Genomic DNA, 15,303 nt, shown 5'->3' on the forward strand with positions numbered 1-15,303 from the left:
CTAGTGCTGTCAGTGAACTCGGGTTAACTGCGCGGTTAGCTGTGGGGCTCTCACAGCTACTGCGCGTCCGACAAATGCGCGATGGTCGCCCGGGCCCGCCGCTGAGCTTCCGCCGGGATGTCCTTGACGATCGGTTCCAGGAAGGCGAAGCGCCTCAACCACTGACTTGACTGACGCTCCTTCCTCGCGTTCGCCCGTTGCCACCAGTCGGCGATGTCGCCCCAACCCGGTGCCGCCAGTGAACCGCCCACTTCCTGTACCGCCAAGGAGGCGCAAAGGTTTGCGAACCGGAGCCTGTCCCCCAGCCTCCACCCTGCCAGGCATCCCACAATGAAGGCGGCACCGAAACAGTCCCCGGCGCCCGTGGGATCGGAGGCTGATACGGGCAGGGACGGAACCCACTCCTCTTCCCCCGTTTCCGAATCTACTGCCACCGCGCCCTGGGGGCCCAGGGTTACCACTGCCACGGGAACCCGGTCAGCCAAGGAATACAGTGCCGCCCAAGGGTCGGCTTTGCCGGTAAAGGCCATCGCTTCAGGGGCATTGGGCAGGAAAGCATGGAAGTTTCCCAGCTGGTCCAGCCGTCGCTCTGACCACTCACCTGTCGGGTCCCAGCCCACCACTCCGAACAGCTTGGTGCCTGCCTCCTTCGCTGCAAGCATCCACGGTTCCAGTTCTTCGCCCAGGTCAGCGACGGCGGCGAGCGCCTTGGGTGGCTTCCCGATCAGTTCGGAGGAACTGATCGGGGCGGGGTGGCCGTGAGTCACCATGGACCGGTCCTGGTTCACGCACATGGATACCGTGACCGGTGAGTGCCACCCCGGAACCCTCTGCGAGAGCGAGAGGTCAACGTGTTCCTGGCTTTCCAGGATCTGCCAGTTGTAGTCCCCGTAGCCGTCGTCCCCGAAGGTTGCCGCGAGGTTGGTCCGCAAGCCGAGTCGCGCGGCGGCAATGGCCTGGTTGGCGACACCACCGGGGCAACTGCCCATGCCCTCGCTCCAAACCTCTGTGCCGGGCTCGGGCGCGTGCGGGAGCCCGGTGAAGATGATGTCCTGGAAAACCGTTCCAGTGAGGAGGAGGTCGCACTGATGGTCCCCATCCGACCGCAGCGCAGCCAGGGGGTCGAATCGTCGCTGGGGTATAGCGTCCATGCACGGCAGACTACGCTGCACGTTCTGGACTGCATAGACTTGCGGGCCTGCATAGACTCGGACCATGCGGCTCATGATCGCCGGTGGCGGCGGATTCCGGGTTCCCCTTGTCTACCGGGCCTTGTGTGCGGGTCCCTTCGCCGGACTGGTGGATGAACTCGTTCTTTTTGACGTGGACGGTTCACGTCTCGCCGCCATTGAGGCGGTACTCCGCGACATGCCCGCGGACCAAGGTTCCGCGCCCGACGTCTTGGTCTCCACAGACCTGGGGCAGGCTCTCAGGGGGACGGACATGGTTTTTGCGGCCATCCGCCCAGGCGGCACCGCAGGAAGGATTGCGGATGAACAGGTTCCCTTGAGCCTGGGGTTGCTGGGCCAGGAAACTACTGGCGCCGGAGGCATCTCATATGCGCTCCGTTCCATCCCCCACATGCTGGAACTCGCCGAAGCCATGCGGCTCCATTGCCCCGACTCGTGGCTGATCAATTTCACGAACCCTGCAGGCATGGTCACTGAAGCGCTGGTTCCCGTCCTGGGACGCAAGGTGATCGGCATCTGCGACTCCGCCGGTGGTTTGGTCCAGCGTGCCGCCCGGGCTGCCGGGGCGCCCCTCAAAGAAGGAACGCTCGACGGCGTGGGCTACTACGGGCTGAACCACCTCGGCTGGCTTTACCGGCTGGCTCCTCGTGGAACGGATCTGCTACCTGCCCTGCTGTCCGATCACGCTGCCCTCGAAACCATGGAGGAGGGGCGGTTGTTCGGGCAGCATACCCTGCTGCAACTTGGCTGCCTGCCCAACGAATATCTGTACTACTACTACCAAACGTCGCAGGCCACTGAAGCCATTGGACAGCAACGCGAAACGCGTGGAGCGTCAATCCATGACCAGCAACAGTCGCTCTACCCGTCGCTTCTGCAGGCATCACATCCCTATAAGCTCTGGAACGCTGCCCGGCGCTCCCGCGAGGAAGGCTATCTGGCCGAAGCACGGACGCATGGGGAGCAGCGCGACGAGTCTGACCTCGCAGGGGGCGGCTACGAACGGGTTGCCCTGTCCGTTATGCGTGCGCTGTCCGGGGGCGGGACCGCCCAGCTGATCCTCAACGTACCCAACTCGCCCGTGTTCCCTGCCGCATCTACCGCAGAGGTGGCCGTTCCCGGGTTACCGGCAGACGCCGTCGTCGAGGTTCCTTGCGAGGTAACGCCCGACGGCGCGTTGCCACTTCCGCAGGACCGGCCGGTCGGGCAGTTCCTCACCCTGATGCAGCATGTGAAGGAGGTTGAACGACTGACCATCAGGGCCGTTGTCGCCGGCGAGCGCGAGGCCGCTGTCCAAGCATTTGCCGCCCACCCATTGGTAGGTTCGGCCCCTTTGGGCCGGAAACTACTGGAAGGGTATGAGGCAGCTTTTCCCGGGCTAAGCCAGTTGTGGGCCTAGAGCTTTCTGTACATGACGTGGAGGCCTACGTACCCGATCTCCGGGTGGTTGAAGGCCTCCGGAACTGTGGCCAGAATCTTGAACCCCATGGATTGCCACAACCACACAGCCCTGACGTTGCTCTCAACCACGGCGTTGTACTGCATGGACAGGAACCCGGCTGCCTTGGCTTCGCTCAGCGAGTAGGCACAGAGCGCCCGGGCGATCCCTTGGCCCGAGTTGTTGGCCCCCACCATGTACCCGGCATTGGCCACATGGCTGCCGCCGCCTGCTTGGTTGGCGTGGAACTCACCCGTTCCCAGTATCTCGCCAGTGTCCTGGCGCACCGCCACGAAAGTTTGTCCGGGAGCTTCCTTGATCCACTTGGACCGGGCTGCGTCCTCTGAGGTGTCACGGTCCCAGGTGAAGGTCTCGCCGTCGCGGATCACGGGTTCCAGGATGGACCACATGCCGGGCCAGTCTTCAGGCGTTGCTTCGCGGATGTGAAAGTTTTGTTCTTGGCTCACAGCGGCCACGGTAGCAGCCTTGTCCACATAGCGGAGTTTGCCCGGCATGGGACTCGAGCGCAGGAGTAGTGTTTTCTGCAGGGCAAAGCTGATTATTGCCGTGATCGTGAGGAGGACTGGGTGCCGTTGATCCGTCGTGTGGCGTTCCTGTCGTTGCATACCTCCCCCATGGAGCAACCCGGCGCGGGAGATGCCGGCGGAATGAACGTGTACGTCCGCGCACTGGCCATGGCACTTGCCGAGTCCGGTGTGGAGGTGGAAATCTTCACCCGTTCCACCAAATCCGGTCAACCTGCCGTCGAGCATCCCGGGCCGGGGGTCTGCGTCCATAACGTCATGGCAGGTCCGCGACGCAAATTGCCCAAGGAAGAACTACCGGCGCTCTTGCACCACATGGTGGAAGAAATCGACAAGATCCGCCACCAACAGCTCCATGGGCGTTACGACGCGATCCATTCCCACTACTGGGTTTCCGGGGTGGCAGGGCTTGAGTTGTCAGAACTTTGGGGTGTCCCTCTGGTCCACACCATGCACACCATGGCAAAGGTCAAAAACCTCGTCCTGGAGTCCGGTGAGCGGCCTGAGCCACGACGCCGCGAAGAAGGCGAACAACGGATTGTTGACGGCGCCTCCCGACTGGTTGCCAATACTCCTGCCGAGGCGGAGGAATTGGTTTCCCATTACGGGGCAGACCTTGACCGCATCGACGTCGCGCCGCCCGGAGTGGACCTCAAAGTGTTCACGCCGTCCTTTCGCCGGAAGTCACGTTCCTTGCGGGGAGTCAGGTCCGACAGCTTCCATATCCTCTTCGCCGGCAGGATCCAGCGACTCAAAGGCCCACAGGTTTTCGTCAAGGCGGCCGGGATCCTCCGCCAGCGCAGGCCTGACATCGACCTGGAAATGACTATTCTGGGTTCCCTTAGCGGCGCCAAGGACTTCAACCTCCAGCACTTCATCGAAGACGCCGGACTGGCCGACGTCGTCACTCACCGGCCGCCTGTAGTGGCACCGGAGTTGGCCAGTTGGTTCCGGTCCGCTGACGTGGTGGTGATGCCGTCCTTCAGCGAGTCCTTCGGTTTGGTGGCGTTGGAAGCACAGGCGTGCGGTACACCAGTGGTCGCCACCAACGTTGGCGGCCTCTCCCGGGCCATATCGGACGGACGAACAGGCCTGCTGGTGGACGGGCACGACCCCTCAGACTGGGCCGACGCCCTTGAGGATCTTTACGACGACGTCCAAACCCGGGAGGACATGGGCCGGCTCGCTGCCACCCACGCCGAGTCCTTTGGATGGCAGCGCACTGCAGCCATTACCTTGGAAAGCTACCGGGAAGCCGTTGGCGGCTTACTGGTTCCGCGGCGATGAGTCACCGCTCGTATGCGCTCCCGGGCTGATAGATTGTCGCGCACAGCGAAAGAACTGCAGTGTAGGAACCCCAGCAGCATCATCCCCGCTGCGGGCAGAGCCGAAGGACAACGATGTCTGAAAACAAGGTCCTGAGTGATCTTGAAATTGCCCACCACGCCACCATGCTTCCCATTGAAGAGATCGCCGAACGCGCGGGCATCAATGTTGACGCCCTCGAGCTGTACGGGCCCTACAAGGCCAAGATCAACCGGGCCAAGCTGGTACTCCCCCAAGGAAAGACGCCCGGCAAGGTGGTGCTGGTCTCTGCCATGTCTCCCACCCCGGCAGGCGAAGGGAAGTCCACTACCACCGTGGGACTCGCTGACTCCCTGGCCCGCGCCGGGCACAAAGTGATGATCGCCCTGCGTGAACCCTCCCTGGGCCCCATCCTGGGCATGAAGGGAGGGGCAACCGGTGGCGGGTACTCACAAGTTCTGCCAATGGATGACATCAACCTGCACTTCACCGGCGACTTCCACGCCATCACCTCTGCGAACAACGCCCTCATGGCCCTAGTGGACAACCACATTTTTCAAGGAAACCAACTCGGAATCGATCCCCGGCGCATGACGTTCAAACGCGTCCTGGACATGAACGATCGCTCCCTACGGGAAGTTGTCATCGGACTCGGCGGCCCAATACAGGGAGTGCCCCGACAGGACGGCTTCGACATAACGGTCGCATCGGAGATTATGGCGGTCTTCTGTCTCGCCACAGACCTCGACGACCTTCGGGCACGGCTGGGACGCATCACGTTCGGGTACACCTACGATCGCACCCCGGTCACCGTGTCAGACCTCGGCGTGGAGGGGGCACTAACAATGCTCCTGAAAGACGCCATCAAGCCGAACCTGGTCCAAACCATCGCGGGCACCCCGGCCTTGGTTCATGGCGGACCCTTCGCGAATATTGCCCACGGCTGCAACTCCCTGATCGCTACCTGCACCGCCATGCAGCTTGCGGACATCGTGGTCACTGAAGCGGGCTTCGGCGCCGACCTCGGCGCTGAGAAGTACATGGACATCAAGGCGCGCATTGCCGAAGTGGCGCCGACCGCCGTCGTGGTGGTTGCAACAATCCGCGCCCTCAAGATGCAGGGCGGGGTTCCCAAGGAGAAACTCAGCGAGCCAAACATCGAGGCCATGGCAGCCGGTGTGGAGAACTTGAAAAGGCACGTGGGCAACGTTGCGAAGTTCGGCATTTCGCCCGTTGTGTCCATCAACAAGTTTGGAACCGACACTCCTGAGGAACTTGAGTGGCTCCTCGCCTGGTGTGCAGCAGAAGGCGTGGAAGCCGCCGTCGCTGATGTTTGGGGCCGCGGGGGCGGAGGCGACGGCGGTGACGAACTCGCTGCCAAAGTTGCGGCGGCCCTTGATGCGCCCTCAGACTTCCGTCACCTGTACCCACTGGAGCTCAGCGTTGAGGACAAGATCCAAACGATTGTGCAGGAAATCTATGGGGCCGATGGCGTGGAGTTCTCAGTTCCGGCACTCAAGCGCCTCGCCGAGATAGAGAAGAATGGCTGGTCAGGGCTCCCTGTGTGCATGGCCAAGACCCAGTATTCCTTCACTGATGATGCCTCCAGGCTTGGTGCGCCCAAGGGATTCCGGGTGCACGTCCGCGAGTTGATTCCCAAGACGGGTGCGGGGTTCATTGTTGCGTTGACCGGCGCGGTGATGACCATGCCTGGCCTCCCCAAGGAACCCGCTGCGATGCGCATGGACGTGGACGCCGACGGCAACCCCACTGGCCTTTTCTAGCGCTCTCTCACATCCCACCCTCTTCAACCCGACCATCTCGCATTCTTTTGAGGGATCGGATAGAGCGTCGAATCCAAACCCGAGGGAAGTGATAGAGCATCCGGCCCAAACCCGAGGAAAGTGATAGAGCGTCCAGCCCAAACCTGAGGGATCGGATAGAGCGTCCGGAAACGACAAACGCCCCCGTATCGGAATACGGGGGCGTTTGGTGTAACGGGGGTGTTTAGCGTTCGATGTCGCCGCGGATGAAGGCTTCCACCTTGTCGCGGGCGAGGTCGTCGTTGAACTGCTCCGGAGGCGACTTCATGAAGTAGCTGGAAGCGGAAAGCAGCGGGCCGCCGATGCCGCGATCCAGGCCGATCTTCGCAGCGCGGATGGCGTCGATGATCACGCCGGCAGAGTTCGGTGAGTCCCACACTTCGAGCTTGTATTCGAGGGAAACGGGAGCGTCACCGAAGTTGCGGCCCTCAAGGCGGACGAAGGCCCACTTGCGGTCGTCGAGCCATGCAACGTAGTCGGACGGTCCGATGTGAACATCGTCGGCGTGCAGCTCAGCCTCAACGTTGGAGGTAACGGCCTGGGTCTTGGAGATCTTCTTGGACTCGAGGCGGTCGCGTTCAAGCATGTTCTTAAAGTCCATGTTGCCGCCGACGTTCAGCTGATACGTCCGGTCCAAAGTGACACCGCGGTCCTCGAACAGCTTGGCCATGACGCGGTGCGTGATAGTGGCACCGATCTGGCTCTTGATGTCGTCGCCAACGATCGGGACACCAGCTTCAGTGAACTTGTCAGCCCACTCCTTGGTGCCTGCGATGAAGACGGGCAGGGCGTTGACGAAAGCAACGCCGGCGTCGATGGCGCACTGGGCATAGAACTTAGCGGCCTGGTCCGAACCGACGGGCAAGTAGCAGACCATGACGTCGGTCTTGGCCTCACGGAGCGCGGCAACAATGTCAACGGCTTCTTCCGAAGCCTCGACGATGGTCTCGCGGTAGTACTTGCCCAGGCCGTCCAGGGTGTGGCCGCGCTGCACGGTCACACCGGTGGCGGGAACGTCGGCGATCTTGATGGTGTTGTTTTCACTGGCACCGATGGCGTCTGCGAGGTCCAGTCCAACTTTTTTGCTGTCAACGTCGAAAGCAGCAACGAACTGGACGTCGTTGACGTGGTACTGGCCGAACTCGACGTGCATCAGACCCGGGATCGTGGCCTTGGGGTCAGCGTCGCGGTAGTACTGAACACCTTGGACCAGCGATGCGGCGCAGTTACCTACGCCGACAATGGCAACACGAATCGGATGTGAAGACACGGAACTCCTTTTGAGAAATAACCTCAGGTGCCAGGCGCATCCCTGACTGAGTCCAGGGCACGGCTGATTGGCACGGCGCCATTCGGCGCACACTTGCATTGTAACCAACACAGCGGAAGCCGGTTTTGTTCCCTACCGGCTTCCGCTGTTTATGTCAGTTCTTGAAGGCTACTTCTGCGCCCACAGATTGATATCCGACTCGACGGCGAATTCGTCAATCGCAGTCAGCTCGTCTGTAGTGAACTTCAGGTTGTTGATTGCGCTGAGAGTGTCCTCAAGCTGGGCCACGCTGGAAGCACCAATAAGTGCAGAGGTCACCGGCGACCCCTTGGGCTGATCGCGAAGGATCCACGCAATGGCCATCTGCGCGAGGGTCTGCCCTCGCCCTTCCGCAATGGCGTTCAGGCCTCGCACGCGGTCCAGCTTGTCTTCGGTCAGCGCGGACTCGGACAGGAAACGTTCCTTGGCTGCCCGGGAGTCGGCCGGCACGCCGTTGAGGTAACGGTTGGTGAGCATGCCCTGGGCGAGCGGTGAGAAGGCGATTGAACCGGCGCCCACCTGGTCCAGCGCTTCATACAGGTTGGGAGATCCGTTTTCCGTCCACCTGTTCAGCATGGAGTAGCTGGGCTGGTGGATGAGCAGCGGCGTTCCGAGATCCTTCAGGATCCGGGCAGCCTCGAGGGTCTGCTCCGGCGTATAAGAGGAGATGCCCGCGTAGAGTGCCTTGCCCGACCTGACCGCGTAGTCCAGCGCGCCCATGGTCTCTTCCAGCGGCGTTTCGGGGTCCGGACGGTGGCTATAGAAGATGTCCACATAGTCCAAGCCCATGCGCTCCAGCGACTGGTCGAGGCTGGAGATCAGGTATTTACGGGATCCCCATTCCCCGTACGGGCCGGGCCACATGTAGTAACCGGCCTTGGTGGAGATGACCAGTTCGTCGCGGTACGGCTTGAAGTCGTCCTTCAAGTGACGCCCGAAGTTGGTCTCGGCGGATCCGTCCGGCGGTCCGTAGTTGTTGGCGAGGTCAAAATGGTTTACGCCGAGGTCGAATGCACGGCGCAGGATGGCGCGCTGTTCGTCGAAGCGTTTGTCGTCGCCGAAGTTGTGCCAGAGGCCCAGCGAGATGGCGGGGAGCTTGAGTCCACTGCGTCCGACGCGGCGGTAGGGCATGGTTTCGTAGCGGTTTTCCGCAGCCGAATAAGTCATACGTACTATCCTGCCACTGCACAAACCGGGGTGACGGCGCTGTCCGCAATGTGGGCGCCGTCACCCTCGGTCCGCGGGGCTTACTGGACGCGCACGACGGCGGCGCTACCGCCGGGAAGCGTCAGTGTCCCGTCTTCCAGGGCTGCTTCGCTGTCGGTGGTCAGCAACACGGAGCCGGTCAGTGGCGTCCCGAGTGCTTCGTCGCCGAAGTTGCAAACCACCCGGACTGAGCCGCGTGAGAACTGCAGCCAGCGTTCGTCGTCGTCGAACTCAACAGAGGTCTCACCGTATCCACCGTCCGCCAGCTCCGGAGTGTTCCGGCGCAACTGTGCCAAATCCTTGTACAGCTGCAGCAAGCGTGCGTGGTCGCCTTCTCCTGCTTCGTCCCACTTGAGCTTGGAACGCTGGAACGTTTCCGGGTCCTGCGGATCAGGGACAACGGCGGGATCCCAACCCATGCGTTCGAACTCCTTGATCCGCCCTTCCGCTGTAGCTTTCCCAAGCTCAGGTTCCGGGTGCGAGGTGAAGAACTGCCACGGCGTAGAGGCCCCAAATTCCTCGCCCATGAACAACATGGGTGTGAACGGGGAAGTCATGGTCAGCACAGCGCCTATGGCCAGCTTTCCGTACGACAACGACGCTGTGAGCCGGTCGCCAATTGCCCGGTTACCGATTTGGTCGTGGTTCTGCAAGCAGACCACCAGCGCAGAGGGATGCGCCAAATCGTGCCTGATGGGCCGGCCGTGATGCCGTTCCCGGAAGCTGGAGTAGCTGCCGTCGTGCAGGAAGCCATGTTGCAAGACTTTCGCCAAAACTGCCAGGGAGTCAAAGTCCGCGTAGTAGCCGGTAGTCTCCCCGCTGAGGTTGACGTGCACTGCGTGGTGGAAGTCGTCGCTCCACTGGCCTTCCAACCCGTAGCCGTTGTCCTTGCGCGGATAGATCAGCCGCGGGTTGTTCAGATCAGATTCAGCGATCATGGTCCGGGGAATTCCCGTCTCCGCCTCAATCTCATCTCCCAACGACCCGAACTCCTCAAGGATGTGCACGGCGCGCTCGTCACGCAGGGCATGCACGGCATCGAGACGAAGTCCGTCCACATGGTAGTCCCGGAGCCACATCGCCGCATTTTCCAGGATGTAACGGCGGACATCGTCCGAGCCGGGTCCGTCCAGGTTGACCGAATCACCCCAGGTGTTGCCCTCTCCGGATTTGAGGTAGGGACCGTACTTAGGCAGATAGTTACCGCTCGGCCCGAGGTGGTTATAGACAACGTCCTGGATGACACCCAAGCCGGCAGCATGCGCAGCATCCACAAAACGTTGGTAAGCCTCAGGTCCGCCATACGGTTCGTGAACGGCATACCAAAGGACACCGTCGTAGCCCCAGTTGTGGACACCGTTGAAGCCGTTGACCGGCAGCAGCTCGATGAAGTCGACACCAAGCTCCACCAGGTAGTCCAGCTTCCCGGCGGCGGCATCCAACGTTCCTTCGGGGGTGAAGGTACCCAAATGCATCTCGTAGATCACGGATCCTTTGAGGTTCCGCCCCTTCCATCCGCCGTCCTTCCACTCATAATTGGAGGGGTCGAAGGTCGCAGACAATCCGTGGACGCCGTCCGGCTGCCTCCGCGAGCGGGGATCGGGAAACGGTCCTTCCCCGTCAACGATGTAGCCATACCGCACCCCGTCGGCTTCCTGCGCTGCCACATCAGCCGGCGCGCGCCACCACCCGCGGGCACCGCCGTCGTGGTGGTGTTCCATGCCGTATTCCCGGTCTCCGACCAGCAGTCGAACAGAATCGGCGTTCGGCGCCCAGACGTCGTAACGGTTTTTTCCAGCAGCGTTTTCCAGCATCAAGTTCCCCTGTACGTGATTAAGCGTGCTTGCAGTGACGATGTTGACGGTCAGCTCATCAGAGCCGTCCAACAATCAGTCCGTGGGTACCAGTAGGGCCACCGGGTATTGCTCCAGCAAAGTGGCCACAGGCACAGCACCGGCCCCGTACGTGGCGCCAGTGAGTTCATCCCGGCAGTCCACTGTCAGTTCAATGGATGTGTCCCGCCATCCGCCTTCCCTGGCCAGACGCTTGGGCAAACGCGTGGCAACGGTGAGAGCTCCCCGACGGTCAGCACCACGATCAAAAGCCACCACATGTGCGGCGGCAGCGCCTTGGGCCGCGACCGGGAGGTAGCCCGCGAACAACCCGGGCCTGTCACGGCGCAACCTTAGTGCACGGGAGACCACCAGAAGTTTGGCAGCTTCCTCCGTGTACGCGGGCTTGGCGCCATCATCCAGCTCCTCCAAGGCAGCGATACGGGCTTGGAAGTCCACTGGCCGCCGGTTGTCGGGGTCCGTCAGCGAGCCGTCCCTGAATTCGGTCCCTTGGTAGACGTCCGGCACGCCGGGCATGGTCAGCTGGATCAGTTTGGCGGACAGCGAGTTGGACGTTCCATAAGGTTCGAGTTCGTCCACGAAGTTCGTCAGGGCGGCGGTTACCTCCGGGACGTCGAATACGGCGTCGACGGTGGCTGCCAACTTGCGCTCGAACTCCTGGTTGGGGTCGGTCCAGTTGGTGGAATTCCCGGCTTCCCGGGCGGCTTTCAAGGCATAGGACTGCAGCCGTTGGCGATCTGCTGGCCATGCGCCGACGATCGATTGCCAGACCAGTGCGGAGAGGGGTCCATCGGGGATGGGGGCGAGTTCCTGAACGGTGCCGAGGAAAAGCTCCCATTCAGGCACTGCTTCGGAAATGACCGAGATCCTGGCCCTTGCGTCCTCGCTCCGCTTGGTGTCGTGGGTGCTCAGCGTTGTCATGGAGAGAGGCAGAAGCTGTTGCCTGCGGGCCATGCGCTCATGGAAGACTCCACCGGGGATCGAGAATTCCGTGGGATCCGCTCCCACTTCCGTCAGTGATCCAAGCCGGGTATAGCGGAAGAACGCTGTGTCCTCCACGCCCTTGGCCATCACCATGCCGGACGTCTGCTGGAAACGTCGGGCCAGCAAGCTGGTCTCATCCAGCAATAGCGGCTGAAGCTGGCTGAGGACGGTTGCCAGGTCAGGGCGCTCCTTGGCAGCGTTTTCCACTGACTCTACGAGCGTCTTCCCGCCATAGGGCAGATATGTCCTATAGATGGGGAAACAGCAAATTACTTCAGCCAGTGCGTCGGCCACCTTGGCGAACGGCAGCTCCAAGGATTCAGGCACCAGGCGGGCAAGCCGCAGGATTTCCGAGCGCAGGATGCCATCAGCGATGCGGCGCTTGGTCGCATGGATCATGGCGTGGTAATCCGCCGGCGCATCCGCATTCCGCAGACGGGCATCGAGGGAATTCAGGTACTCCTCCGCTGTCGGGTCCACAAAAAGGCGGTCAACATCAGCCAAGGCGTCGTATCCCGTAGTCCCCTCGCAGTCGAAGGTCTCGGGCAGCCGCTCCCCCGGTTCCAGGATCTTCTCCACCAACAGGTAAGCGCCCCCCGTCGCCTCGCGCAGCCTCGCGAGGTAACCCTCAGGGTCGGCGAGCCCGTCGGGGTGGTCGATCCTGAGGCCGTCCACCAGTCCTTCACGGAACCAGCGAACGATCTCTTCATGGGACTCGTCAAAGACCCACGGAATCTCAACGCGTACGCCGGCAAGGGTATTCACTGCGAAGAACCGCCGGTAGTTCAGGTCGGCGTCGGCCCGGCGCCAGCCAACCAACTCGTAGTGCTGCCGTGCATGGACCTCGCGTGGGTTGTCACTGGACGTGTAGGTCCCCTCGGCCAACGGGAAACTGTGATCGTAGTAGCGGAGTTCGTCGTCCACGACCTTCAGCTCGTCAAGGTCGTCGTCACTTCCCAGGACAGGGATGCGGATCTTCCCCCCGCCAAAGTCCCAGTCGACGTCGAAAGCCTCGGCATACTTTGAACCACGGCCTTCCTTCAGCAGCTGCCACCACCATGCGTTCTGCTTTGGCGAGGCAACGCCCATGTGGTTGGGCACGATGTCAGCCAAGACCCCGAGGCCCTTTTCCTTCGCCGCCTCGGACAATGCGGAGAGCCCTTCGGGACCTCCCCTGGAGGGATCCACGGTGGAGGGATCGGTTACGTCGTAGCCGTGATCGGAGCCCTTCTCTGCAGTGAGGATCGGTGACACGTAGACCCAATCGATTCCCAGGGAACGCAAGTATCCGGTCAGCTCAGCCGCATCCTGCAGGGTGAAGCTCGGGCGAATCTGTAGCCGATATGTGGAGACAGGGGTCCTCATGCGTTCGACTCCTTCGTTTCACCTTCATCGTTGGCACCTTCGGGCGCAGCGCCCTTGTAATCGAACGGCAACGACGTCACGGCCGGGGCAGTGATGGATGCCGTTTCCGGAGTGCTCGTATGGGTCAGCGCGGCAAGGGAAGCTGCAACAGAGTGATCCGGTTCAATTTCCGGGGTGCTGTGGGCGCGGAGTACCACCAAAGACTTACCGCCGACCATCAGGATCTGGTCGGGCTTGATGACACCCGCTTCAGCGCCTTCCCCGGCGGTATCGATCATGACGTCCCAAGCGGGCGCATACTCGTCGGAAGGGATCCGGAAGCCTACTTCGTCCTGGTCGGCGTTGAAGTACAGCAGGAAGTTGACGTCAGTGATGCGCCGACCCTGTGTATCCCGGCCGTGGATACCGTCGCCATTGAGGAACACTCCTACTGAGCGTCCCAGGTGTTCGTCCCAGTCGGACGGCGTCATGGTACTCGCGTCAGCGTCCAGCCATACGATGTCCGGGAGACGCTCGCCTTCACCACGCAACACCGGACGACCATCGAAGAAGCGGCTTCGACGCAGGCTGGGGTGCTTGGCCCGGAGTGCGCTGACCGCCGCCGTGAACTCGATCAGGGGCTGGTCCACGTTGTCCCAGTTGATCCAGGTGAGCTCGGAATCCTGGCAGTAGCCGTTGTTGTTGCCGTTCTGCGTCCTGCCGAGTTCGTCGCCGTGTAGGAGCATGGGAACACCCTGGGACAGGAACAGCGAGGCAATGAAGTTGCGCTGCTGGCGGGCCCTCAGGCCTAGGACGGTGGGATCATCAGTAGGCCCTTCCGCACCACAATTCCAGGAACGGTTGTGGGATTCGCCGTCGTTGTTGCCCTCACCGTTGGCCTCGTTGTGTTTCTCGTTGTAGGACACGAGGTCAGCCAGCGTGAAGCCATCGTGGGCGGTGACGAAGTTGATCGACGCCACGGGGCGACGCCCGGAATGCTCATAGAGGTCCGCCGAGCCTGTCAACCGGGACGCGAACTCGCCCAAGGTGGAAGGTTCGCCGCGCCAGAAGTCGCGGACCGTGTCGCGGTATTGGCCGTTCCACTCTGTCCACTGGGGAGGGAAGTTTCCCACTTGGTACCCACCGGGCCCAACGTCCCAAGGCTCGGCAATGAGCTTCACCTGGGAGACCACCGGGTCTTGTTGGATGAGTTCGAAGAAGGTGGACAGCTTGTCCACATCATAGAACTCACGGGCCAGCGTGGAGGCGAGGTCAAAGCGGAATCCGTCAACGTGCATCTCGGTCACCCAGTAGCGCAGGGAGTCCATGAGCAGCTGGAGGGAGTGCGGGCTGCGGACATTGAGCGAGTTGCCTGTGCCGGTGTAGTCCATGTAGTACTTCTGGTCATCTTCCACCAGGCGGTAGTACGCGGAATTATCAATGCCCTTGAAGGACAGTGTGGGCCCAAGGTGGTTTCCCTCGGCTGTGTGGTTGTATACGACGTCGAGGATGACTTCGATACCGGCTGTGTGCAGCGCCCGTACCATGGCCTTGAAGTCCTGGACCTGCTGTCCGGTATCACCCTTGGAGCTGTAGCTGTTGTGGGGCGCAAAAAAACCAATGGTGTTGTAGCCCCAGTAGTTGTTCAGGCCCTTGTCCTGCAGGATGCCGTCATTGACGAACTGGTGCACCGGCATGAGTTCGATCGCCGTGATCCCCAGCTTCTGCAGGTGGGAGATAACCGCCGGGTGGGCGACGCCGGCATATGTGCCGCGCTGCTCCTCGGGCACCTCCGGATGCATCTGGGTAAGGCCCTTGACATGAGCCTCGTAAATTACGGACTTGTGGTACGGAATCCGCAGGAGCTTATCGCCGTCCCAGTCGAAGAACGGGTTGATCACCACGCCCAGCATCATGTGCGGCGCGGAGTCCTCGTCGTTACGGGAATCAGGGTCCCCCATGTTGTACGAGAACAGGGACGGGTCCCAGTCGATCTGCCGGTGGATGGCCTTGGCGTAAGGATCCAGCAGCAGTTTGTTGGGGTTGAAACGTTGGCCGGCGTCGGGGTCGTAAGGGCCATGCACCCTGTAGCCGTACTTCTGTCCGGGTTGAACCTGCGGCAGATAACAGTGCCATACGTAACCATCCACTTCGGTAACGTCTACGCGGACTTCTCCGCCGTCGTCGTCGAAGAGACACAATTCCACTTTTTCGGCCTTCTCGCTAAACAGCGCGAAGTTGGTGCCGGTGCCGTCAAAGGTGGCACCCAGCGGATAAGCCGATCCAGGCCAGACTTCCATGCGTTC

At 61.7% G+C, this 15,303-nt stretch carries 10 protein-coding genes; 3 read left to right on the top strand and 7 right to left on the bottom strand.

Going from position 1 to position 15,303, the window contains the following annotated elements; all coding sequences use genetic code 11:
- Window positions 1-56 precede the first annotated feature (56 nt).
- Window positions 57-1,151 carry a carbohydrate kinase family protein gene (locus ACIQTW_RS04625; RefSeq protein ID WP_402934218.1) on the bottom strand — a complete coding sequence of 365 codons (1,095 nt, stop codon included), beginning with the start codon at window positions 1,149-1,151 and terminating at the stop codon, window positions 57-59.
- Window positions 1,152-1,215: 64 nt separating this feature from the next.
- On the opposite strand from ACIQTW_RS04625, the gene ACIQTW_RS04630 reads away from it, so the two are divergent.
- Window positions 1,216-2,589, top strand: coding sequence for a 6-phospho-beta-glucosidase (locus ACIQTW_RS04630; RefSeq protein WP_402934220.1), 1,374 nt, complete (start codon window positions 1,216-1,218; stop codon window positions 2,587-2,589).
- On the opposite strand, the gene ACIQTW_RS04635 is transcribed toward ACIQTW_RS04630, so the two are convergent.
- Entirely contained in the window at window positions 2,586-3,254 is a 669-nt protein-coding gene (locus ACIQTW_RS04635) for a GNAT family N-acetyltransferase (RefSeq protein WP_402934222.1), read from the bottom strand. The genes ACIQTW_RS04630 and ACIQTW_RS04635 overlap by 4 nt on opposite strands.
- Between ACIQTW_RS04635 and mshA the strand changes: the two genes are divergently transcribed.
- Together mshA and ACIQTW_RS04645 are read left to right on the top strand one after the other, a co-directional pair.
- A complete protein-coding gene (gene mshA / locus ACIQTW_RS04640; protein WP_402934224.1) occupies window positions 3,216-4,460 on the top strand; it encodes a D-inositol-3-phosphate glycosyltransferase in 1,245 nt (414 codons plus the stop codon). The genes ACIQTW_RS04635 and mshA overlap by 39 nt on opposite strands.
- Window positions 4,461-4,573: 113 nt before the next feature.
- Window positions 4,574-6,262: a formate--tetrahydrofolate ligase gene (locus ACIQTW_RS04645; protein WP_402934226.1), complete on the top strand. Its 1,689-nt coding sequence runs from the start codon at window positions 4,574-4,576 to the stop codon at window positions 6,260-6,262.
- Between the two features lie 223 nt (window positions 6,263-6,485).
- Here ACIQTW_RS04645 and ACIQTW_RS04650 read toward each other — a convergent pair whose 3' ends face one another.
- From ACIQTW_RS04650 to glgX, 5 genes are all read right to left on the bottom strand, one after another.
- The gene (locus ACIQTW_RS04650) at window positions 6,486-7,571 is read right to left on the bottom strand and encodes an inositol-3-phosphate synthase (RefSeq protein WP_402934228.1); all 1,086 of its coding nucleotides are present in this window, start codon (window positions 7,569-7,571) and stop codon (window positions 6,486-6,488) included.
- Between the two features lie 168 nt (window positions 7,572-7,739).
- On the bottom strand, window positions 7,740-8,777 hold the full coding sequence (gene mgrA / locus ACIQTW_RS04655) for an L-glyceraldehyde 3-phosphate reductase (protein WP_402934231.1): 1,038 nt from the start codon (window positions 8,775-8,777) through the stop codon (window positions 7,740-7,742).
- A gap of 80 nt (window positions 8,778-8,857) precedes the next feature.
- Entirely contained in the window at window positions 8,858-10,630 is a 1,773-nt protein-coding gene (treZ, locus tag ACIQTW_RS04660; RefSeq protein ID WP_402934232.1) for a malto-oligosyltrehalose trehalohydrolase, read from the bottom strand.
- A gap of 75 nt (window positions 10,631-10,705) precedes the next feature.
- Window positions 10,706-13,018 carry a malto-oligosyltrehalose synthase gene (treY, locus tag ACIQTW_RS04665; protein WP_402934235.1) on the bottom strand — a complete coding sequence of 771 codons (2,313 nt, stop codon included), beginning with the start codon at window positions 13,016-13,018 and terminating at the stop codon, window positions 10,706-10,708.
- Window positions 13,015-15,297, bottom strand: coding sequence for a glycogen debranching protein GlgX (gene glgX / locus ACIQTW_RS04670; protein ID WP_402934237.1), 2,283 nt, complete (start codon window positions 15,295-15,297; stop codon window positions 13,015-13,017). Before glgX ends, treY begins: the two co-directional genes overlap by 4 nt.
- Between the last annotated feature and the right edge of the window lie 6 nt (window positions 15,298-15,303).

The organism is Paenarthrobacter sp. NPDC090517 (genome assembly GCF_044769165.1).
Taxonomy (GTDB): Bacteria; Actinomycetota; Actinomycetes; order Actinomycetales; family Micrococcaceae; genus Arthrobacter.

What these genes read in the sequence shown, in the direction of transcription:
- ACIQTW_RS04625 (WP_402934218.1), bottom strand. Translation starts at nt 1,151, where the DNA reads ATGGACGCTATACCCCAGCGACGATTCGACCCCCTGGCTGCGCTGCGG.
- ACIQTW_RS04630 (WP_402934220.1), top strand. Translation starts at nt 1,216, where the DNA reads ATGCGGCTCATGATCGCCGGTGGCGGCGGATTCCGGGTTCCCCTTGTC.
- ACIQTW_RS04635 (WP_402934222.1), bottom strand. Translation starts at nt 3,254, where the DNA reads ATGCAACGACAGGAACGCCACACGACGGATCAACGGCACCCAGTCCTC.
- ACIQTW_RS04645 (WP_402934226.1), top strand. Translation starts at nt 4,574, where the DNA reads ATGTCTGAAAACAAGGTCCTGAGTGATCTTGAAATTGCCCACCACGCC.
- mgrA (WP_402934231.1), bottom strand. Translation starts at nt 8,777, where the DNA reads ATGACTTATTCGGCTGCGGAAAACCGCTACGAAACCATGCCCTACCGC.
- treZ (WP_402934232.1), bottom strand. Translation starts at nt 10,630, where the DNA reads ATGCTGGAAAACGCTGCTGGAAAAAACCGTTACGACGTCTGGGCGCCG.
- treY (WP_402934235.1), bottom strand. Translation starts at nt 13,018, where the DNA reads ATGAGGACCCCTGTCTCCACATATCGGCTACAGATTCGCCCGAGCTTC.
- glgX (WP_402934237.1), bottom strand. Translation starts at nt 15,297, where the DNA reads ATGGAAGTCTGGCCTGGATCGGCTTATCCGCTGGGTGCCACCTTTGAC.